The following is a 20913-nucleotide window of genomic DNA, read 5'->3' on the forward strand; positions in this document are numbered from 1 at the left end:
CAGTGGTGCTATCGGTGCCTGAGCTGCCGGTTGAGCTGTCGGATCTGCGTTTCATCGTTGGGCGATCGGGGTCGTCGGTGGATGCGGTGGAGGTGGGGCTTGTTGTCGAAGCTGGAGTCGTGCTGCTGGTTGTGGAGGCCGGGGCGGTGGTTGAGTTGGTGGTATCGGAGGTGTCGGAGGTTCGGCGCTTCATGGTGGGCCGGTCTGAGTCTTCGCTGCTTGCAGTGGTGGTGTCGGCTGCTTTAGTGTCGGCGTGATGGGAGGCATCGCCTCCGGAACTAGCGTTTCCGGAACTAACGTTTCCGGAGCTGACAAGGACGGGTAGGTTTTTGGATGGCTTGAGGGCGGTGGTTGTCTTCTTTGGCGCGGCCAGAGGCTTGACGCTGCCGTAGCCAAACCAGCCATCGTCGTAGGCGAGATCGCCGGTCGCTTCGACCGCCTGCATATGTCTCGCGTAGGCGAGGTCGAGGTAGCCCTTGTCGATACCTGCGGTCTGGAGCTCGTAGACGTTGCCGCTGAGCAAGGCAAAGGGCACGGGGCGGGCGATGTAGATGCCGGCGTCTTCGAGTTTGCCTTCGATGAAGAGGGAGACGGGGATAAGGCGGCTCGCGTTGGGCTTGGCGAAGTCGCCGGTCCACTCGTAGACGCCGATGGCGCGGACGACCTGCTCGGGTTTGGCGACCTTGTGCATCTGGGCCCAGGTGGCTGGGCCGGTGAGGAGTATGGCGACGAAGAGGAGGCGATTGGGGATGTATCTCATAGGCCTGTGATCGAGATTAGAAGCTATTGCGAGATTAGACGCTATCTGCCAGTCAAAGTCCTGCGCGGGTGGTGGAGATGTTCGCTAGTATGCGGTATGGGTTCGGAAGTGTTGCTTGAGGTGAAGGATTTGTCGGTTGGCTTTGGCGGGCAGGGGGTGGTCCATCATGCCGTCAGGGGAATCTCGTTCGAGATTCGTGCGGGCGAGACGCTGGGACTGGTGGGGGAGTCGGGGTCGGGCAAGTCGGCGACTTCGCTGGCGTTGCTGCGGCTGTTGCCGGAGGGTGCGCGGGTGGGTGGGACGATCCGGTTTGACGGGGAGGATCTGCTGGCGTTGCCCGAGGAGGCGATGCGTAGGCGCAGAGGGCGGGAGATTGCGATGATCTTTCAGGAGCCGATGACCGCGCTGAACCCGGTGATGAGGGTGGGGACACAGATTGCAGAGGCGGTGGAGGCGCACCATCCGGAGATGGGGAGGAAGGCAGTGTGGGCGCGGGTGCTGGAGGCGATGGAGGAGGTGGGGCTGCCGGAGGTGGAGCGCAGGGCGAAGGACTATCCGCACCAGTTCTCCGGGGGGCAGAGGCAGAGGATTTTGATTGCGATGGCGATTGTGAACCGGCCCAGGCTGCTGATCGCCGATGAGCCTACGACGGCGCTGGATGTGACGGTGCAGGCACAGATTCTGGAGCTGCTGCGGGAGCTGCGACGGGAGCATGGGCTGGCGATGCTGTTCATCTCGCACGACTTGGCGGTGGTGTCGCAGGTGGCCGACCGCGTGGCGGTGATGCAGCGTGGAGAGATTGTGGAGCAGGCGGAGGCGGGAACGTTGTTTCGGGAGCCGCAGCATGCGTATACGCGGCGGCTGCTGGCTTCGGCTCCCACGATGACGACGAACCGGGAGCTGCCGCTGGCTACGATCTAGACCGCTGACTGTGAGGTTCGCTGTTGGGTAGGCGGTGATCGCCTGATTTCCCTGAACCTGCGAATCCCTATAGACTTGGGAATTGTGCCTTGTGCCGTTTGGGCCCCTTCTTGACCGTATGCGCGCGCTTGTACTTTCAGACATCCACGGAAACCTCGAAGCATTGAACGCAGTTCTTGCCGCAGCAGAGCCGTATGATGTGCTGTGGAACCTGGGCGATGTGGTGGGGTATGGTGGAAGTCCCAATGAAGTCGTGGCTCTGATGCGGGCGAAGGCGCAGGTGAATGTGCGCGGGAACCATGACCGGGTGTGCTGCGGACTGACTTCGGCGGTAGGTTTCAACCCGGTGGCGCGGGCTGCCGCGGAGTGGACCAAGCACGAGTTGAGTGCAGAGAATCTGGCGTGGCTGAAGGCGATGCCGCAGGGTCCGGTGGTTCCTGAAGAGCCGGGCGTGACCTGTGTTCATGGGTCGCCATTGAATGAGGACCAGTACATCTTGAGTATGCGGGATGCGTGGGCTCCGCTGCAGCAGGCGGCGACGGCGATTACGTTCTTCGGGCATACGCATCTGCAAGGCGGGTTCTCGCAGAAGGAGCATGACTGGCACGAGATCAAGACGCAGTTTCGAACGAAGAATGCGGCGGAGAGCTGGAAGATGGCGATTCCAGAGGGTACGCGGCATCTGATCAATCCGGGGTCGGTGGGGCAGCCCCGGGATTGCGACTGGCGAGCGGCGTTTGTGATCTACGAGTCGGAGGCGCGGGAGGTTATTTACCATCGCGTGCCTTATGACCTGACGGCGGCGCAAGGGCGGATTCTGATGGCGGGGCTGCCGGAGCGGCTGGCTGCGAGGCTACGCGAAGGACGATAATTTTCCCGAGCTGGTTTTTGCGTGGGCTTTGCGAAAAAAATGGGTGCAAAAGCGTGGTTTTTGGATGGTGTGGGCGCGGTTTTCTGCTGGTAGAACGTGGTGAGTTGACGCATGTTTTTCGCTTCAGGAAAATGCGCCACGGGCTCTGACGTTATTTTTAGTCTCTCGTTTTGATCAGTCTTTGGCCCGCCTGCGGAGGAGCGTCAGGGCGCCGGTGAGGCCGGTTCCGAAGAGGACGAGGGTGCTGGGTTCCGGTACGACGGGTGGGGGTGGCGGCGGGTTGAGATCGGTGATGGTGATGGCTGAGGAGGAGGTTTGGATGGTGCCTGTGCCGTTGGTGTTGAGGTTGACTTGGCCGAGGATGCCGTTGGTGGTGAGGATGGGATCGAAGTAGGGGTCGAAGAGGCCGATGGAGAAGGTGCTGCCCGAGAGCGAGGTTCCGTTGGGCGTGTCCACGGCGGGACCGGAGATGCCGAAGCTGAAGGTGATGGGAGTGTTGGCCAGGACATCGAGCTGAATGTAGCCCTCGTTCAACGGCGATTGATTGTCGAAGCTGATGGAGGTGGGGCCGCCGCCGAAGCCGTCATTGGTGTCTCCGATGAGTCCTACGCCGTCGATGTTGCAGCAGGTGGGGATGTTTGCGCTCGCATAGGCGAGCTGAGTGCCCGGGAGCTGGCCGGGATTGAATTGAAGGTCTACGAAGTAGGAGTCGCCTGCGACGAGGGAAGAGGTGTCGATGGAGACGTTGTAGTTGAGGCCGTCTGCGTGCGCGGCGGAGACGAAGCCGAGAGTGAGGGCCAGAAGCGCGGTGGTGTGCGCGAGGAGGCGAAACAGGCAGGGTGGCGCGGTGATGGCCGGAGTAGATCTCATATTAGAAGGCTCCTGAGTAGACGACGAGGTTGTAGGTGATGCCGAGGAAGAGTGGGTTGTCGAAGCGGATTGGAATGGAGACGGATTTGCCCGCGGCGAGACCGGCGGGGATGGTGATGAAGCCCTCGTTCTTGCGGACGGTGGAGTTGGCCAAAGTGACGGTCGCGGGCAGATTGGTGAAGCCGACCTGAATTGGCCCAGTGATGGAGGTGGTGGCGTTGGTAAGGGTCAGGGTTGCGTCGAAGGTGTTGGCGGCGTGGTTGAAGATGAAGCCGGTGCTGGCGATGCGGAGTCTCGAGGTGATGTTTGGGAAGGTGATGAGGTCGAAGGGCGATGAAGTGCTGGGCTTGTAGTCAGTCACTCCGCCGTAGTGGGCTGTGAGGGCGTGGTCGGTGTCGGCGAGGAGCCCGAGATTGGTGATGGCCGCTGTCTTGGTGGGCTGAATAAGCCGCGTGACGAGGCCGGTTGCCGAGGCATTGGGGGTAAAGAACTGGGTGACGTCCGGGATTCCATCGCCGTTGAAGTCGCCCAGGGCGAAGGTCTGGTTGGACAGGGTTGGCCCGGACTGCGGTGCGGAGGAGAGGTTGCCTTCTCCGTTGCCCAGCAGAACCGTGAGAGTGGCGGGTCCGGGACTGCCGGTCGAGAGAACGAGCACATCCTGCTTGCCATCGCCGTTGAAGTCGCCTGCAGCGATCTGTGAGAGCGGAGAGCCGGGCAGAGTGATGGTGGGCTTCGCCGTGAAGGTACCGTCTTTGCCGCCGAGGAGCAGGCCGATGGTGTTGTCGGCGTTGGCCACGAGAAGATCCGGGATGCCGTCGCTGTTGAAGTCGGCCACGTCGAGCGAGTTGATGGTGTGAGGATAGGGGATGGGTGGCTGCGGAGTGAAAGTTCCGTCACCGTTTCCGATGAGGATCTGAATGGGGTTTGATCCGATGAAGAGGTCGGGGATGCCGTCGCCGTTGATGTCTTTGAGAACGGGAGAAGACCCGAGGGAGAGGTTTGCTGGAGGAGTGACTGCGGTAAAGGTTCCGTCACCTTTGCCTAAGAGAATTGCAGGGCCGCTGGCGCTGCCGTCGTCGTTGCCGACGGCGATCAGATCGAGGTTCCCGTCGCCGTTGATGTCGCCGACGAGGAAGGGGAAGCTGGCGCAGCTGGGGACTGGGACTGGGCTTTCGATAGTGAAAGAGCCATCTCCGTTGCCGAGCAAGGGGACGACGTTACAGTCGAAGCCGTCGGCGACTACGAGATCGAGGATGCCGTCTCCGTTGAAGTCGCCGGATGCACCGTAGGCAGGGGTGGAGGTGGAGAGAAGCTGGCTGGTGGACCGGAAGGTTCCGTCGCCGTTGCTGAGATAGGTGATCAGCATGGTGTCGCCGAGGTTCTGATCCTGGATGTAGTCGTAGTTGAGAGCGACGACATCGGTAAGACCGTCGCCGTTGAAGTCGCCGGTGAAGGTTTGGAGGATGGATTCGGGGTAGAGGTCGGAGACGAAGGGCGTTGAGAGTTGCGCGTTGGCGTAGGTGGTGGGGAGGATGGCTGAGCCGAGGGTGAGCGGGGTGCCATGGAGGACGGTGTCGGAGAAGCTGACTGTGCCGGTGAGAGGAGCGTTTCCGAAGCCTACTACCGTGGCGGAGAGTTTGTAGCGGCCGCTGGACTGGGATGCGGTGACGGGATCGACGGAAGACGGAGCGAGACCCGTCACGGTGAGGGTTTGAGCGGCGGAGATGCTGGGTTCGCGGGGTATCGCGCTGTGCGGAGTTCCTTTGAAGATGGCCTTGATGCTGTAGGTGTCGGGGCTGAGACGAAGAGGCAGGCTCGCGGTTCCGGCTGTGGTGAGCTGCGCGGAGCCGAGGATGGCGGAGTCCTCGCAGTGGGCGGCCTTGGCGTTGCAGAAGAGGACGATGCCGGGGTGGACCGGGGCACCGGCGGCGGTGACTCTCGCGATGAGCGTTGTCCGGGCCGTGTATGAGATGGATGCAGAGGGCGAGAGGGTGAGTGTGGTCTGAGTGGGGGTGAGTTGCGCGTGAAGAGTAGGCAAGAGAGCCAGTGTAAGGGCAGAGAGGCGAGAGATGAATCTCCAGGTTAGGGCCACGATGACTCCTCCGAGTAGAGACGGGAGATGGAAAGGAAGTGCCGCCGGCTACTCTGTGGAAGCCTGGTCTCGAATCAGGATTCGGGTGATCCTTGTCTTTGGATTCTTGTCTTCGGTTAGATCTCGTTTCGAAGGTGCAGACACAGTAGCACGGAACTGGTTCAGGTGAAAACGGTGGTCAGGAAGGCTTGTAGAATCCTGGCTGCGATTGGAGTGTCAGGCGAGTTGCTGTTCTTCGAGCGTGACGGAGAGCTCTTCCCATTCGACTAAAAGAGTGGTGCGGCGGCCGCGGAGAGTGTCCAGCTCTGCGGCGTCCTTTTGAGACTGGTCGGCGGAGGTGAAGTTGCCGAGGCGGGCTTCGGCGGCGGCGATGAGGGATTCGAGGTGAGGAATTTCAGACTCGGTGAAGGTGAGGCGATCCTGAAGCTGCTTGAGCTTGATGGGGTTGAGGCGTTTGATGGGGATTGCCGGTCCGGCGATTTCGGAGGGGAGGGCTTCGGCAGCGAAATTTGTAACTAAAGTTATCGCTGGAGTCTCAGGTCGAACTGGAGTCAGGGAGTTTGTGATGGTTTCGGTTACTTTTTCAGGACCGCCCTGTTTGCGCCAGAGATAGTCCTCGTAGTTGCCAGGGTAGATGTGGAGGCGGCGGTCTTCGACTTCGAAGACGCGGGTGGCGAGGCCGTCGATGAAGTAGCGGTCGTGTGAGACGAAGAGGACGGTGCCGGTGAAGTTGCGGATGGCGTCGAGGAGTACGTCTTTGGCGCGGAGGTCGAGGTGGTTGGTGGGCTCGTCGAGGAGGAGGAAGTTGGAGGGTGAGACGAGCATCTTGGCCATGGCGTAGCGGTTGCGTTCGCCGCCGGAGAGGACGCCGAGCTTTTTGAAGACGTCGTCGCCGGAGAACATGAAGCAGCCGAGGAGGGAGCGGAGTTCGACGACGGGGACCTTGGGTGCGGCTCCACTGATGTCGTCGAGCATGCCGGCGTTGGGGTCGAGGACTTTGTACTGGTCTTGCGCGAAGAAGTCGGAGAGGACGTTGTGGCCTTCGCGGATGGTTCCTGCGGTGGGTTCTTCCTGACGGCTGAGGAGGCGGATGAGAGTGGATTTACCTGCGCCGTTGGCACCTACGAGTGCGATGCGGTCGCCTCGCTCGATGGTGAAGCTGAGGTCGTCGAGGATTAGTTTTTCGCCGCCGGTGGGGGTGGGGTAGACCTTACGGAGGTTGGTGACCTCGACGACGGTGCGGCCGCTGGCCGGGGGCTGCGGGATCGAGAAGTGGATGGTGGACTCGTCTTCGGGGACTTCGATGCGTTCGATCTTTTCGAGCTCCTTGATGCGGGACTGAACCTGTTTGGCCTTGGTGGCCTGCGCGCGGAAGCGGTTGATGAAGGCTTCGAGGGCTTCAATGCGATCGCGCTGATTTTTATAGGCGGACATGAGCTGGGTGCGGCGCTCTTCTTTTTGCGCGACGTACTTCTCGTAGTTGCCGTGGTAGGTGTGCATGCGCTTGTTCCACAGCTCGACGGTTTTGTTGACGGTGACGTCGAGGAAGTAGCGGTCGTGCGAGATGAGGATGTAGGCGTTGGGATAGTCGTGGAGGTAGTTTTCGAGCCAGTTGCGGGACTCGATGTCGAGGTGGTTCGTTGGCTCGTCGAGCAGTAAGAGGCTGGGTTTTTGCAGGAGGAGTTTGGCTAGCGCGATGCGCATCTGCCAGCCTCCGGAGAACTCTTCGGTGTTGCGGTCCCAGTCTTCTTTGGAGAAGCCGAGGCCGCCGAGTACGGCGCCAACTTGGGAGTCTAGGTTGTAGATGTCGTGGACGTGGAGCTGGTCGGCGATATCAGAGTAGCGCTCAGCTGCGGTGGCGTACTCTTTCGATTTGGGGTTGGCTTCGGAGAGGACGGTGGTGAGTTCGATGGACTCGCGCTCCAGCTCGTGGAGGTGGTCGAAGACGGAGAGGCACTCGGCGAAGACGGTGCGGCCGCGGAGGGCGAGGCCGTCCTGCGGAAGATAGCCGAGGGTGACGCCTTTGTTGCGGGTGATGGTGCCGTAGTCGAGGGACTCGATGCCGCCGATGATCTTGAGGAGAGTGGATTTGCCGGTGCCGTTGCCGCCGACCAGGCCGGTGCGTTCGTCTGGATTGATGAGCCAGTTCGCGTCTTCAAAGAGGAGTTTTTGGCCGAAGCGTTTGCCGGCTGCTGAGAGTTGGAGCATGTGTTTCTATTTTCTCATTGTGGGGGAGGCGTGTGTCCTGCCGGACGGGCGCCCTGCGCGGGCGGCGGGCGTTCGCACGCCTTTTTGAAGCTTCGCGTGGTGCTCCCGTTGGTCGCAGGAGAGACGCTGTGCCGACCAACGGGAGGCCCACAAGCAGTAAAAACCAGCCAAGACCGGTATACCTATCACGAAGTGATCGCTGCCCGCGTAGGGCAATCTTCGGTAGAGTTTAGGAGAATCCGCCGGATGGCTGTGGTTCGTACCTGGAGTGACTATGCGAATCCGTTCGGCACTCTCTCTTTCCTTGATGGCTTTGACTCTCTGCTGCTCGGCTTCGACTGCGGCACCACCTGCGACGCTGCACTGGCAGCCGTGGTCGGATGCGGCGTTTGCGCAGGCTCGTGCAGAGCATAAGTTTGTGCTGCTGGATCTGGAGGCGGTGTGGTGCCACTGGTGCCATGTGATGGATGACGTGACGTATCGTGATCCGGCGGTGGTTCGGCTGCTGAATCAGAAGTATGTGCTGGTGAAGGTGGATCAGGACTCGCGGCCGGATATCTCGAATCGGTATCAGGACTATGGGTGGCCCGCTACGGTGGTGTTTGCGGCGGATGGCTCGGAGATTGTGAAGCGGCAGGGGTATCTGCCGCCGAAGCTGATGTCGTCTATGCTGCAGGCGATCATTGATGATCCCTCGCCGGGGCCGAGCATCGAGAGGGAGGCTGCGTTTCGGCCTGCGTCGGATTCGGCGATCAGGCCTGCGTTGCTGACGCGGATCGAGACGCAGTACGAGAAGCAGTATGACAAGCCGATTGGTGGGTGGGGGTTTGTTCACAAGTATCTGGATGAGGAGTCTGTAGAGTATGCGATGCGGCAGGGCGCGCGGGGCAACGCGGAGTATGCAAAGCGTGCGACGGATACGTTGCATGATGCGACGAACCTGCTCGACCCGGTGTGGGGAGGGATGTATCAGTACTCGGTGGGCAGGCATTGGACGGAGCCGCACTTTGAGAAGCTGATCTCGATTCAGGCGGATGCGCTGCGGGAGTACTCGCTGGCCTATGCGCAGATGCAGAATCCGGAAAATCTGAGTGCCGCGCAATCTGTGCATCGTTACGTTACAAATTTTCTGGCTGCGCCTTCGGCGGGAGTCTTCTTTGTATCCCAGGATGCGGATTTGCATGATGGGCAGGAGAATGAAGCTTACTTTAAGCTGACGGACGCGGGGCGGCGAGCGCAGGGGATACCGCGGGTGGATACGCATGTCTATGCCCGGGAAAACGGCTGGATGATCGCGTCGTTGTGCGACTATTATGCTGCGAGCGGCGATGCTTCAGCGTTGGCGCAGGCGCAGAAGGCTGCGGGATGGATTCTGATTCATCGTAATTTGCCCGATGGCGGCTTTCGGCATGACGATTTAGATCCTGCGGGACCTTATCTTGGCGATACGCTGGCGATGGGGCAGGCGTTTTTGGCTCTCTACAACGTAACCGGCGACCGGGGCGATCTGAAGGCGGCAGCTGCCGCAGCCCAGTATATTGCGACGCAGTTTGCGCCTGCTTCGGCAGGCAGCGGTTTTGTTACGGCGCATACGGCGACGGATGCTGCGTATAAGCCGCATCCCGATCGCGATGAGAATGTTGCGCTGGTCCGGTTTACGTCGGCGCTTGCGCTTGCGAGCGGAGACGAGCGTTTTCACGAGACGGCTACTGAGGCGATGCGGTACCTGGCGGCGGAGTCGGTAGCGTTGGCACCGTTGTCGGCTGGGGTTCTGCTGGCGAATGAGGATATGACGGAGTTGCCTATGCATGTGACGGTGGTGGGCGCGGCGTCGAGCCCGGAGGTGATTGCGCTGCATACGGCTGCTCTGCGCTCGATAACCTCGCATGAGTTGATCGAGATTCGCGACCCTGCGGATCCGGCTCCATTGCCTACGAGCGTGACCTATCCTCCGCTGAAGCGTGCCGCGCTTTTTCTGTGTACGGCGCAGGCTTGTTCGTCGCCGATCTTTCGTGGTGAGGATGTTCGCGGGAAGATTCAACGGGCGCAGTTGCAGGCACAGCGATAGAGCCTCCTGCGCGGAGGGCGGGCGTTTGCACGCCTTTTAGAGCTTCGCGTGGTCCTCCCGTTGGTCGGAGTCATTCTCCTTCGCGACCAACGGGAGCGTCTGCGAAGCGGTATACGAGTCACGAAGTGACCGCTGCCCGCGCAGGGCGCACTCAAACAGCAGTCCGAAAACGAACAGTGTTTTGTGAGATCGGACAGCACGGGTGCAGGGCTGTGCTGAATGAATCGTCGCTATATCTGTGCTGAGGCTGCGCTTACTCGCTCGGAGACAAGGTGGAGGTTTGGCAGTGCGATTGCACTTATCCCCCGTAAAGTACTCGTGTGCGGAGGCTGGTCATGGCTTATTTTGAACGGGTTCGCGATGTGATCTCGGGGCCATTCAGCCCGGAGATTATGAGGCAGCGTACGGCTGCGGGATGGCAGTTGATCTCAATGGAGTGGCGGCGGGAGCTGCCGGATCAGGAGGCTCCAACGGAGGGCGCGTTCGGCGGGGAGATTCCGTACGGACTGCGTATCTCCGAGGACTGCACGCGGCTGGAGGTCCATCCCAGGGAGAACCAGACGCTGATCCTGATGATGGAGTTGCTGGGGCAGGATTTTTCCTACTCGAGCATTGTGAGCGACCTGAACGAGAAGGGCTTCCGGATGCGCGATGGCGGTCCGTGGAACAGGATTGCGGTTTTCAAGATGATGCCGAGGCTGATCGAGGTAGGACCGAGGTTGTTCTCGTCGGAGGAGTGGAAGGTTCGGGAGAAGAGACTCTCGCAGGTTAAGGCTCCTTGAGGTCTTTCGGCGATTCTGGCAGCATCTGCTGGCGGATCTTACGTTGATTTCTTTTGGAAAAGAGGAAACAACGAGTTAGAGTGAAGCGCCAGAGGGGTGTTGCCCGTGAAAGAGCTGATGGAAAAGCTGATGGGAGCACTTCCGTTCTTCGCTCGAAGGTTTGTGGCGCTGTTGGGTGAGCCGAAGCGAACGGTTCTAGGGTTGGATCTTGAGTCTGATTCGGCGCTTGAAGAGGCGTTTACGTTTCTTGCCGTTTCGTTTGGCCTCTCGTTTCTGGCTCAGATGCCTGTGATTGCCGATATGCCTGTTGTGTTCGGGAAACAGGATCAGGCGACACTGTTTGCCATTATTGCTGTGCTGTCTGCCCTGGCTTTTGTGCTGAATGTGGTGCTGCTTGCGGTGGTTTGGAAGATGGTTGGCGCGAGCCTTGCGTGGAAGAAGATCGTCGCAGTCAGCTGCTATTTTTGCGGTTTTTCGACGATGCTGTTCGCTCTCTGTTTCCTGTTGGGGACTGGGTGTTTCAAAATGCTGAACCCGGTTGAGTACAAGGATATGTTTAGCGGGATTTATTCGATCGATCCAGAGAACACCCTGGGCTTCAAGTTGTTCCTCGCTTTTATGCTGTTGGGGGTTGTGGCGAGCTACGTTTGGATCGTATATGTCTGGGGGGCCTATCGCGAGGTGATGCAGGTTTCCAAAGGAAAGTCTGCGGTGGCTTTGACCCTGTTCACCCTGTTGAGTCCATTAGTGTTCGCTGCGCAGGTCGTGCTGTCGGAGAATCTCACACAATACAACCAAGGCCCCGGGATGACGAGGGATCTGTCAGGGCAATGGATGCTGGACCAGAGGCCGGATAGCGCGGCGTCAACTTCCAGCGTGCCGGCAACTTCGACTCATTCGATGCTGTATACCTTCACTGCTCCGGAGTCGCCGTCGGATCCGATTGGATTTTATGAGTTGAACGACACCCGGACCTCGATCGACGGCAAGTGTGTCATCACGGTCACGAAGCAGGAGTCGGGCACTGCGGAGGTACACGAGCCGATGATCGTTCTGGATCCTGTAAAACGGACGGAGTCGAGGACGGACCAGTGCACAGGCCGGACGACCGGCACGCCCTTGGAACTCAGCAAAGCTGAATATCGCTACAAGATCAATAAAGACGCGACTGGATGGACCCTGTGCCTGAATGATCGCTTTGGTGACATCTGTCTGACACCGAAGAGACAGTAGCCGCGGTCGATCGATCCCATTGTGCGGTCTTCGGACGCAGGAGATCCAATTCCCTCTGCTCGGGCCTTTCGTGGCGGGGTGCTCGTCTAACGGAGCAGGTGTAAGACGGGTAGCATGGAAGCTCCGGGAGTATTTATTGAGCGACGAGGCGGTAGAGACGGTGGAGTTGAAGGCGCGCCCTCGATGGTGGCAGAGGAGATGGCTGCTTTGGGTGGCGACGGGTTTTGTTGTGCTGGGGTTTGCCGGTGCGATGGCGGTGCAGTGGGGGCTGAGGCAGATGCAGCCTCTGCTGCGGAAGAAGGTGGTCGAGACGCTTTCGGCTCGGTTCCATAGTCCCGTGGAGCTGGACCGGCTGGAGCTTTCGATGAGCCGGGACGTTATTGTGACTGGTGGCGGGCTGCGGATTCTTTATCTTGCGGGGCCGACCAGGCCGGATGCGCGGCCGAATGCTCCGCCGATGCTGGTCGTCGATTGGTTTGAGTTCAGGACGGGATGGCGCGAGCTGCTGCGGCCCACGACACGGCTGGTGACGGTGAAGGTGCGAGGTTTGCAGTTGGATATTCCTCCGAAACAGGAGCGAGGACAGGGGCCGGACGACCCGAAGCGGCAGGGGCAGTCCGCGCTGGGGATTGTGGTGGACCGGATTGAGTGCACCGACGCGAAGGTGGTGTTGGAGACGAGCAAGCCGGGAAAGAAGCCGCTGGAGTTTGCCGTCAAGAGCCTGGTACTGACCGATGTAGGGACGAAGAAGCCGCTGAACTATACGGCGCTGCTGGTGAATCCGAAGCCGGTGGGAGAGGTGCGGTCGACGGGGCACTTTGGGCCGTGGCAGAACGACGAGCCGCGCGATACTCCGTTCGATGGGGATTATCAGTTTACGAATGCCGACCTTTCGTCGATTCATGGGCTGGGAGGGACGCTGTCTTCGACGGGGCGGTTTGGAGGGACGCTGGGGAATCTGACGGCGGACGGGACAACGGAGACGCCGGACTTCAGGCTGGATATCAGTGACCATGCGATGCCGCTGCATACGGAGTTTCATGCGGTGGTGGATGGGACGACCGGGGATACGTATCTTGATCCTGTGCGGGTGCGGATCGGGCGGTCGGAGCTGACGGCAAGGGGAGCGGTGACACGTGCCGTGGGAGTGCAAGGACACAATACGGACTTGAGCGTAGTGATGGATCGGGGGCGGATCGAAGACATGCTGGCGCTGTCGATGAAGGCGAGCCCGTCTCTGATGCGGGGGACGCTGGCGTTGAAGATGCACCTGGTGGATCCGGCAGGACCGGTGAGCATCTCGCGAAAGGTGAGGCTGGATGGGACGTTTGCGATTCATGAGGCGTTTTTGAACGACGCGAAGAAGCAACAGCAGCTGGATACGATGAGCGAGCGCGCGCAGGGGAAGCCGAAGCTGGCTAATGCACAGGATGCTCCGGTGGTGGGGTCTTCGATGTCGGGTAAGTTCTCCCAGGCGAATGCGGTGCTGCAGATTCCCGAGCTGAGCTACCAGATGCCGGGGGCGCAGGTGCTGATGAACGGACAAGTAGAGCTGGTGGGAAGCACGTTCGAGTTTCATGGCAAGGTGAGGACGGAGGCCACGGCGTCGCAGATGGTGACGGGGTGGAAGAGCCTGCTGCTGACGCCGTTCGACAAGCTGCTGAAGAAGAATGGCGCGGGGGTAGAGCTGCCGATCAAGGTGACTGGGGCGAGGTCGACCTATGATCTGCGGCTGGATCTTCCGCATGACACGAAGGCTCCTTCGGTGGTGAAGGGGCCAGGACCAGCCGTGGTGAAGTAAGAGACGGCTGCCGGCATTACGGTCGATAGAGTTGTAGAAGGGTGGCTTGAAGGCTCGTGGTTTGCCTTCGGGATCAAGGTCACTCTACCTTGGCCTATGACTTTTCCGGATGGCTGGGTCGATTGGACGCAGAGGTCTGTCTCTGGTGGTTTTCGATGGTCGTCAGGGTCTCCGGTTGCATGGTGTCGGTGTAGAGACGGCCTTGAAGGTGATCGATCTCGTGTTGGAGGATACGTGCATACCAGCCCTCGGCTTCAATCACACGCTGCTCTCCGTGCTCGTCGAGGCAGGTGACCCGAACCGAGCGCGACCTTGGAACCATGGCCATCAGCCGCGGGATGCTGAGACAGCCTTCATGGAAGGAGAGGTCAGCGGGTGCGAGGAGTTCTATCTGCGGGTTGATGATGACATGGAAGTCGACAGGCCCACGCTGACGCTCGCTGAGTTGCTCTGCCGTCAGGGTCTTTTGATAGTCGGCTTTATCCTCGATGACCGCAATCTGAAGAGATTCTCCGATCTGCGGCGCGGCCAGCCCGACGCCAGGTGCATCTCGCATCGTGTCGCGCATGTAACCAATCAGGTCTTGGATGTCTTTGCCGCGAATCTCATCGGTGGAGAGAGAACGTGCGACCTTGCGCAGTACAGGATTACCGACTTCACAGATCTTGAGAATCACTGAAACTAACCCGTCCCTTGTTCCATGGCCTCGCCGCCCGGATTTCTGGCTGCCAGCCGCATCTTCAAGTATAGCTATGCCATAAGAGGGCGGTCCACTATGCGTTCTTCAAGTAGTTTCGATCCGACAACTTGCACTCGTCGGTGTGCTCATCGGGGTACTGATGGATGCACCTGCCGCAGAGACAGAGGAAAGGGCCGTCTGCTACTGTCAAACGTAGGAGTTTGATGTCCGGACAGCCACAACTATTTCCTAACCCTGAACCGGCCTTACAAGAGAAGCCGGCGAACGAGGGTGAACCTACCAAGAGGTCTGCGCCGGTGTGGCTGCAGCGATTGTCTTTATTTGTGCTGGTGCTGTTCTGCGTGTACCTGGGCGTGCTGGTAATGGTGCTTCCCTGGTGGACGCGGATATGGGATCGGAATGAGTTTATTCTGGCGAGGCCGTGGCTTGCGATGGTGCTGCATAACGGCGCGGTGCGGGGTATGATCTCCGGGCTGGGGCTGCTGGATATATGGATCGGTATCTCCGAGGCGGTGCACTATCGCGACTACCGGGGATGAGCGACGCCCAATGGATGACCGACGGGATAATGAGACGATGAACCCAAAGATGCCGGAGATGCTGGAGCAGGCTCCGCTGGCGTATGAGAATTCGGAGTTTTTGAACTCGCCCGATGGGCGGATGTTGCGAATCCTGGCCGAGTACCAGGAGCCGATGGCGCGGTTTCGTCGGGAGCGGATTCAGGACACGGTGGTGTTCTTCGGCTCGGCGCGCTTTCGTGCGCTGGATGTGGCGAACTCGGAGCTGGAGCTGCTGGAGAATACAGGTTCGGCGCAGCCTGCCCCCAGGGATGAGCAGCCAGCGAGGCCGGAGGAGATTGCCAGCGGCGAGGCGAGCGCACAGAAGCTGAAGCTGGCCGAGGCCGCAGTGGAGATGGCCCACTACTACGAAGATGCGCGGCGGCTGGCGGGGATGGTAGCTGCGTGGTCGAAGACGCTGCCCGGAAGGCGCCACCGGTTTGTAGTGACCTCTGGCGGTGGGCCGGGGATCATGGAGGCGGCTAATCGCGGGGCCTATGAGGCAGGCGCGAAGACGATCGGTCTGAACATCAAGCTACCGTTCGAGCAGCATCCGAACCCGTACATTACGCCGGCGCTGAGCTTCGACTTTCATTATTTCTTCATGCGGAAGTACTGGTTCGCCTATCTGGCAAAGGCGCTGGTGGTCTTTCCCGGCGGGTTTGGCACGCTGGACGAGATGTTCGAGCTGCTGACACTGGCGCAGACGAAGAAGCTGGCGAAGAAGATCACGGTTGTGATCTATGGCGCGAGCTACTGGAAGAACGTGATCAACCTCGAACTGCTGGCGGCGAAGGGTGCGATCGCGCAGGCGGATCTTGAGCTGTTCCAGTTTGCCGATACGCCGGAGGAGGCCTTCGCGCTGCTGAAGACAGGGTTGACCGAGAATCATCTCGACTCTGACTATGAGCGCGATCAGGCGCGGCTGGAGAAGGATGAGATCCCTGCCGAGCCTGCGCCCAACGTGCAGGAGATGATGGGGCCGGATATCGCGAAGACGCGATAATGCGGCCTGCGATTTTATTTACCCATCTGCCCTGCTACTTCTCCTCGACGATCGCCAGATCCCACGGTTTTAACTGCAGCGTTGCCGACTGCGGAACGGCAGTGCCGGTAGTTAGATCGACGCCCGCGGCGTAGGAATAAGAGACCGGCTGCTCGTCGCTGGAGTAGTTGAGATAGTAGTGAACCTTCTTCCCCATCGCGTTCACGCCATGCTTCACGCGTACGGGAGCAGGCAACGACTGATCGGCGCTCGTTAGGCCAGCCTCCTTCAACACTCCCAGCAGTACGCTCTTTTGCAGCGCCTCCGTGAGGTAGGTGCCTTCATAGGTAAGCGAGCCGGAGCCGAACTGGTTCTCCGTGATTGCAGGCCAGCGTCCGAAGAAGGGATGGTCGTAGAAGGCGAGCGGCTTCGCGTGATCCGGCATCAGAAACTCCGCCCAATAGCTTGCCTTGTTCTCTGCTCCGGCGTGGAAGGGATCGTCTTTGAGCGCGAGAGGCTTTTCGAGGTTGGAGAACTCCTGATAGCTGAATCCTGCTGCCTCGCGCAGTGGCCCTGGAGCGCGTACCGAACGGACAGCGTTGTTCTCGTTGGTGAACCCGCTCTTGAAGGTCATCAGGACGTGGCCGCCGCCCTTGACGAAGTCCGAGATCTTCTGCAGGAGAGCGTCATCGGCCACATACAGCGCGGGAACGATGAGCACCTTGTAGCGCGAGAAGTCGGGATCGTCAGCGAAGACGAAGTCGGTTCCGACGTTGAGCTGATAGAGCGAACGATGCAGCTGGTTGAGGAGGCTGGTGTACTCCGGGCCGGTCTTCTGCGCTGGCCATGGCTCACTGGCCTGCCGCACGATCGGCATGAAGTCCAGTCCGTTGGCGGAGTCTACGCTGTAGAGGATCGCTACCTGGTTGGTGATCTTCAGATTGACCAGGTGCGTGCCGATCTTGTTGAGTTCGTGGGCGGTCTTCGCAACCTCCGCGTAGGCGCGGTTCGGCTCCAGATCATGTCCAAGAACGCCCTTCCAGTAGACCTCCTGCCCCGACGGGATGGAGGCCCAGTGCCAGTACTCCACCATGTTGGCCCCGCTGGAGAGATGGGTGAAGACGTCGAGGCGGATCTGACCATCGTAGGGAGGATATTGGATCGTAGAGTCCCATCCGATCGTCTGCGCGTTGGTCTCGGTGACCAGATAGTTCGCGTGCTTGAGCGAACGCGCGAGATCGCCTTGAAAGGTCTGCGCGGCTCCGTCCATGTGGTCCTGAGCGCCGTGGTAGGGGTTGTCCGCGACGATATCGAGCGACTTAGCTACCTGAAACTCGTCGACGTCGCGCCGTCCGATGCCGCCGAAGTCCTGCGTGACGAACTGATCGGGACGCCGGTACTCGCGTACGATCGCGGCCTGCCAGCTGAGGAAGTCGGTGACGCGCATCTGCGACCAGCGCGACCACTCCAATTTGTAACCGGTACTGATCGTTCCATCGCGGGTGGGCAGATTCTCCCAGCCGTTCACGTCCTCGCCCCAGTAGTTCAATCCCCAGGCCTTGTTGAGGGCGTCTGTGGTGACGAACTTCTGCTTGAGGTGATTGGTGAAGCCTACAAAGACATCGTGGTTGGTCGCGCCGTAGGAGCTTGTCTCGTTATCGATCTGCCAGCCGATCACGGTGGGGTTGTCGCGATAGTGCTCGACCATGTGACGAATGAGCCGCTGCGCGTAGAAGCGATAGGCAGGGCTGTCGGTGTCCATGTTCTGGCGCATGCCGTAAGCGGTCTCCGCGCCGCCCATCGGCCGTGCGAGCACCTCAGGATGGGCGTGATACATCCACGTGGGGATGGAGTAAGTTGGCGTGCCCATGATGACCTTGATGCCCGCCTTGCCCATCGCGTCGACGACACGGTCCATCCAGGCATACTCGAACCTGCCGTCCTCCGGCTCCCACAGGCTCCAGGTGGACTCGCCCATACGGACGACGGTAAGCCCCGCATCCTTCATGAGGGCCACGTCTTTATCGAGGCGCTCGTACGGCATGTACTCGTGGTAGTAAGCGGCGCCGTAGAGGATGTTGGTGAAGGGAGCAATCGACGGAGTGATGTTGGAAGGTGTATTTACGATTGCTGGTGCTGGCTTGTCGGACACGGCCTGTGCGGAGGAGACTCCCGCTGCGATTCCCATCACGGCCAGCAGAGCTTTTCGAAGGTTTGAAGTCACAGTGCTTTCTTCCTCTCAACGTGGGGCAAACTGGATTTATCCAAGGATAAAACGTTTACTGTAGCCGCTCGATTTTACCGGACAGGGCCAAGGTTGACCGGAGAAGGGACGGCCCGTCGAGCCATAAAGCTTCGGGAGCAGCTGTTTCGGGTCAAGATCTGAGCGGATTTCAAGGGCTACAACCTTTGGGGAATCATTGTAGATACGGGGTTTAGGGATTTTGAAGCTGCATTGTTAGTGCAGTCACATCCTCGTCACACAAGGTGTGGACACTGCACTCGTAAGCAGCCTGAGAACCTGAGAGCCCTGGGGGTTAGCGAATGAGCCAGTCGAGCGTGTCGTATCTGTGGCGGGAACCGGAGGCGGCGAAGGGATTCGCTACGGGCGTGTCGCTGCACAGCCACACGAATCAGTCGAAGGAGACCCTGGATTTCATCTCGGAGCTGTCGAAGGACTGGAGCTTTTTGCAGCCGATTATGCGTTGGGGCGAACAGCGCAGCAGGCGACTGACGGGCATCGACCCTGACTATGCGAAGGCCTACTGGACGCCACCATTGACGCCTAGTCTCGCATTTGACCTGGAGCGGAGGCAGATCGAAGACAAACTGCAGATTCAGGGGTTGGTCTCGATTACCGATCACGACGACATCCAGGCACCGATGCTGCTGCGATCCGTGCCCTCGTCACGGCACATTCCGGTTTCAGTGGAGTGGACGGTACCCTTTGGCGCAACGGCATTTCATCTTGGGATACACAACCTGCCGAGCGCGACCGGGGCGGCGTGGATGGAGCGGATGGCTGCGTTCACGGCCATGCCCGTCGCAACCAGAGCGCCGAAGCTGCTGACGGAGATGTTGGCGGAACTCGATGAGCAGCCGGGAGTGTTAATCGTCTTCAACCATCCGCTGTGGGATCTCTATCGTGTAGGCAAGGAGAAGCACGAGGTGTTGGTGAACGAGTTTCTGGCGGTGAACGGCCAGTTCGTTCATGCGCTGGAGCTGAATGGGCTGCGCGACTGGAAAGAAAACCGCGAGACCTCGACGCTGGCCGGCAAGTGGAATCAGCTGGTGATCAGCGGCGGCGACCGGCATGGCGTGGAGCCGAACGCGAATGTAAACCTGACGCACGCCGAGAGCTTCAACGAGTTTGTGCACGAGGTAAGGCGCGAGCGTCAGAGCCATGTCTTGTTTATGCCGCAGTATGCGGAGCCGTGGAAGCACAGGATCCTGCAGTCCACGCTGGATGCGATAAGAAACTATCCGGAGTTTCCAGAGGGTTCAAGATTGTGGGATGAGCGGGTCTATCATCCTGATGCCGAGGGCGTGATGCAGCCGATGACACGGCTGTGGACGACGGGACGTGCTCCCGCGTTCTTTCGTGCTGTGCTGGTGATGGTGCGGATGATGGGGGCCGGGCCGGTCTCAAGCGGGCTGCGGATGGCGTGGACTGACACCGGGGAGATGCGGGCTGCGCTGGCCAAGCTGGATGCTTAGTAGTCCGCTGCGCTACACGTTGGCCACTTCGCGATAGAGCAGACGAGGGGTAGTCTAGAGCGATGCGGGAGCCGCGTGTTGCCTACTTTCCGGACTCGTTCCATGAGGTAAATGGGGTCGCGCATACGAGCCGCAACTTTGTTGCGTACGCCCAGCGGCATGGTCTGCCGTTTCTTTGCGTTCGTGCAGGCACGCGGGAGATCTCGTTCGAACAGGTGGGGGAGCTGAGGACGCTGGAGCTGGAGCGCAGTCGTACTTCGGTACGGATGGAGAAGGATCTCGAGTTCGACACGCTCTTCTGGCGGCATAGCGGCGCGATCCGGCGGGAGCTGGAACGGTTTCGCCCGGACGTCATTCACATTACAGGGCCGAGTGAGCTGGGAATGTTCGGCGCGTACTTCGCATGGGAGATGGGGATTCCGCTGGCGGCCTCGTGGCATACGAACGTGCATGAGTATGCGGCGCGAAGAATGGGATGGCTGACCGGAAAACTCTCGGAACATGCAGGCGCAACGACGGAGCGTGGCGTGGAGGCGGGGGCGCTGTGGGCCACCTCGCGTTTTTACCAGCTGGCGAAGGTTTTGTTCGCTCCGAATCAGGAGCTCTGCCGGATGCTGGAACAGACCACGGAGAGGCCCTGCTACCTGATGCAGCGCGGCGTGGATACGGAGTGGTTTTCACCTGCGCACCGGACCCGTGCGGCAGACGATGCGACGATAGTGCTGGGCTATGTGGGGCGGCTCTCGATTGAAAAGAATGTGACGCTGCTGACGAGGGTGCAGCGGGAGCTGGCGGCGATGGGAGTGGAGGGCGTGAAGTTTTTGATCGTTGGACATGGAAGCGACGAGGACGCGCTGCGGAGGGAGCTGGTGGGTGCGGAGTTCGCCGGGGTGTTGCGTGGAGCCGCGCTGGCGCAGGCTTATTCCAACATGGATGTACTGGTGTTCCCCTCGCATACCGATACCTTCGGCAACGTGGTGCTGGAGGCGCTGGCGAGCGGTGTGCCTGCCGTGGTGACCCCCGATGGTGGACCGAAGTTCATCGTGCAGGATGGCAAGACCGGATTTGTAACGGAAGATGATCACTTCGCAGCGTCGGTTGCGGAGCTGGTGCGGAACCGGGCGAGGCTGGGGGAGATGCGGCAGAGGGCGCGGGAGTATGCTCTGGGTTGTAGCTGGGATGCGGTCTTCGACCGCGTCTATGCAGGATACGAGACGGCGGTGCGAAGGGCTCCCGCAGAACAATAATGGAAGACTTAGAGCCGCATGAGGCCCCGGAACGGGTTAGCTGGTGGATCTGGTTATTCCACGCGGCAATTGGAAGATTTTCGGTTTTCGGGGAACCTGGG

15 protein-coding genes and 1 pseudogene are annotated in these 20913 nt (G+C 60.1%); 10 read left to right on the top strand and 6 right to left on the bottom strand.

Going from position 1 to position 20913, the window contains the following annotated elements; genetic code table 11:
- Nucleotides 1–760 (bottom strand): annotated as a pseudogene (locus tag GSQ94_RS06445) (hypothetical protein); the annotation flags it as partial.
- Between the two features lie 96 nt (nt 761–856).
- On the opposite strand from GSQ94_RS06445, the gene GSQ94_RS06450 reads away from it, so the two are divergent.
- Nucleotides 857–1681 (top strand): ABC transporter ATP-binding protein, encoded by an 825-nt coding sequence (locus GSQ94_RS06450; protein WP_158942667.1) that lies wholly within the window; start codon nt 857–859, stop codon nt 1679–1681.
- A 118-nt stretch (nt 1682–1799) separates the two neighbouring features.
- Nucleotides 1800–2552 carry a metallophosphoesterase gene (locus tag GSQ94_RS06455; protein WP_158942716.1) on the top strand — a complete coding sequence of 251 codons (753 nt, stop codon included), beginning with the start codon at nt 1800–1802 and terminating at the stop codon, nt 2550–2552.
- 174 nt (nt 2553–2726) lie between these two features.
- Here the strand turns inward: GSQ94_RS06455 and GSQ94_RS06460 are convergent, their stop codons facing one another.
- The 3 genes from GSQ94_RS06460 to abc-f all read right to left on the bottom strand — a co-directional run bounded on the left by GSQ94_RS06460 (nt 2727) and on the right by abc-f (nt 7722).
- Nucleotides 2727–3422, bottom strand: coding sequence for an NF038129 family PEP-CTERM protein (locus tag GSQ94_RS06460; RefSeq protein ID WP_158942669.1), 696 nt, complete (start codon nt 3420–3422; stop codon nt 2727–2729).
- 1 nt (nt 3423) lies between these two features.
- Nucleotides 3424–5514, bottom strand: coding sequence for a VCBS repeat-containing protein (locus GSQ94_RS06465; RefSeq protein WP_158942671.1), 2091 nt, complete (start codon nt 5512–5514; stop codon nt 3424–3426).
- Nucleotides 5515–5730: 216 nt separating this feature from the next.
- Nucleotides 5731–7722 (bottom strand): ribosomal protection-like ABC-F family protein, encoded by a 1992-nt coding sequence (abc-f, locus tag GSQ94_RS06470; RefSeq protein ID WP_158942673.1) that lies wholly within the window; start codon nt 7720–7722, stop codon nt 5731–5733.
- Nucleotides 7723–7996: 274 nt separating this feature from the next.
- Between abc-f and GSQ94_RS06475 the strand changes: the two genes are divergently transcribed.
- The 4 genes from GSQ94_RS06475 to GSQ94_RS06490 all read left to right on the top strand — a co-directional run bounded on the left by GSQ94_RS06475 (nt 7997) and on the right by GSQ94_RS06490 (nt 13606).
- A complete protein-coding gene (locus GSQ94_RS06475) occupies nt 7997–9790 on the top strand; it encodes a DUF255 domain-containing protein (protein ID WP_158942675.1) in 1794 nt (597 codons plus the stop codon).
- A 335-nt stretch (nt 9791–10125) separates the two neighbouring features.
- Nucleotides 10126–10572, top strand: a complete 447-nt coding sequence (locus tag GSQ94_RS06480; protein ID WP_158942677.1) for a hypothetical protein — start codon at nt 10126–10128, stop codon at nt 10570–10572.
- A gap of 105 nt (nt 10573–10677) precedes the next feature.
- Nucleotides 10678–11805 carry a hypothetical protein gene (locus tag GSQ94_RS06485; protein WP_158942679.1) on the top strand — a complete coding sequence of 376 codons (1128 nt, stop codon included), beginning with the start codon at nt 10678–10680 and terminating at the stop codon, nt 11803–11805.
- Nucleotides 11806–11941: 136 nt separating this feature from the next.
- The gene (locus GSQ94_RS06490) at nt 11942–13606 is read left to right on the top strand and encodes an AsmA-like C-terminal region-containing protein (RefSeq protein WP_158942681.1); all 1665 of its coding nucleotides are present in this window, start codon (nt 11942–11944) and stop codon (nt 13604–13606) included.
- Between the two features lie 94 nt (nt 13607–13700).
- Here GSQ94_RS06490 and def read toward each other — a convergent pair whose 3' ends face one another.
- The gene (gene def, locus GSQ94_RS06495) at nt 13701–14282 is read right to left on the bottom strand and encodes a peptide deformylase (RefSeq protein ID WP_158942683.1); all 582 of its coding nucleotides are present in this window, start codon (nt 14280–14282) and stop codon (nt 13701–13703) included.
- 227 nt (nt 14283–14509) lie between these two features.
- Between def and GSQ94_RS06500 the strand changes: the two genes are divergently transcribed.
- Both GSQ94_RS06500 and GSQ94_RS06505 read left to right on the top strand, forming a co-directional pair.
- Nucleotides 14510–14845 carry a hypothetical protein gene (locus GSQ94_RS06500; RefSeq protein ID WP_158942685.1) on the top strand — a complete coding sequence of 112 codons (336 nt, stop codon included), beginning with the start codon at nt 14510–14512 and terminating at the stop codon, nt 14843–14845.
- 10 nt (nt 14846–14855) lie between these two features.
- Complete coding sequence (locus tag GSQ94_RS06505) at nt 14856–15869, top strand: TIGR00730 family Rossman fold protein (protein WP_254063694.1); 1014 nt, start codon at nt 14856–14858, stop codon at nt 15867–15869.
- Nucleotides 15870–15903: 34 nt separating this feature from the next.
- Here GSQ94_RS06505 and GSQ94_RS06510 read toward each other — a convergent pair whose 3' ends face one another.
- Nucleotides 15904–18072 (bottom strand): beta-galactosidase, encoded by a 2169-nt coding sequence (locus tag GSQ94_RS06510; protein WP_254063695.1) that lies wholly within the window; start codon nt 18070–18072, stop codon nt 15904–15906.
- Between the two features lie 320 nt (nt 18073–18392).
- On the opposite strand from GSQ94_RS06510, the gene GSQ94_RS06515 reads away from it, so the two are divergent.
- Together GSQ94_RS06515 and GSQ94_RS06520 are read left to right on the top strand one after the other, a co-directional pair.
- A complete protein-coding gene (locus GSQ94_RS06515; RefSeq protein WP_254063696.1) occupies nt 18393–19565 on the top strand; it encodes a hypothetical protein in 1173 nt (390 codons plus the stop codon).
- A 62-nt stretch (nt 19566–19627) separates the two neighbouring features.
- Nucleotides 19628–20812 (top strand): glycosyltransferase, encoded by a 1185-nt coding sequence (locus tag GSQ94_RS06520; RefSeq protein ID WP_158942687.1) that lies wholly within the window; start codon nt 19628–19630, stop codon nt 20810–20812.
- The last annotated feature ends 101 nt before the right edge of the window (nt 20813–20913 follow it).

This window comes from Granulicella sp. S190 (assembly GCF_009766095.1).
Classification (GTDB): domain Bacteria; phylum Acidobacteriota; class Terriglobia; order Terriglobales; family Acidobacteriaceae; genus Edaphobacter.

Coding starts and splice junctions, on each gene's coding strand:
- GSQ94_RS06450 (WP_158942667.1), top strand. CDS start 857: ATGGGTTCGGAAGTGTTGCTTGAGGTGAAGGATTTGTCGGTTGGCTTT.
- GSQ94_RS06455 (WP_158942716.1), top strand. CDS start 1,800: ATGCGCGCGCTTGTACTTTCAGACATCCACGGAAACCTCGAAGCATTG.
- GSQ94_RS06460 (WP_158942669.1), bottom strand. CDS start 3,422: ATGAGATCTACTCCGGCCATCACCGCGCCACCCTGCCTGTTTCGCCTC.
- abc-f (WP_158942673.1), bottom strand. CDS start 7,722: ATGCTCCAACTCTCAGCAGCCGGCAAACGCTTCGGCCAAAAACTCCTC.
- GSQ94_RS06475 (WP_158942675.1), top strand. CDS start 7,997: ATGCGAATCCGTTCGGCACTCTCTCTTTCCTTGATGGCTTTGACTCTC.
- GSQ94_RS06480 (WP_158942677.1), top strand. CDS start 10,126: ATGGCTTATTTTGAACGGGTTCGCGATGTGATCTCGGGGCCATTCAGC.
- GSQ94_RS06500 (WP_158942685.1), top strand. CDS start 14,510: ATGTCCGGACAGCCACAACTATTTCCTAACCCTGAACCGGCCTTACAA.
- GSQ94_RS06505 (WP_254063694.1), top strand. CDS start 14,856: ATGGATGACCGACGGGATAATGAGACGATGAACCCAAAGATGCCGGAG.
- GSQ94_RS06515 (WP_254063696.1), top strand. CDS start 18,393: ATGAGCCAGTCGAGCGTGTCGTATCTGTGGCGGGAACCGGAGGCGGCG.
- GSQ94_RS06520 (WP_158942687.1), top strand. CDS start 19,628: ATGCGGGAGCCGCGTGTTGCCTACTTTCCGGACTCGTTCCATGAGGTA.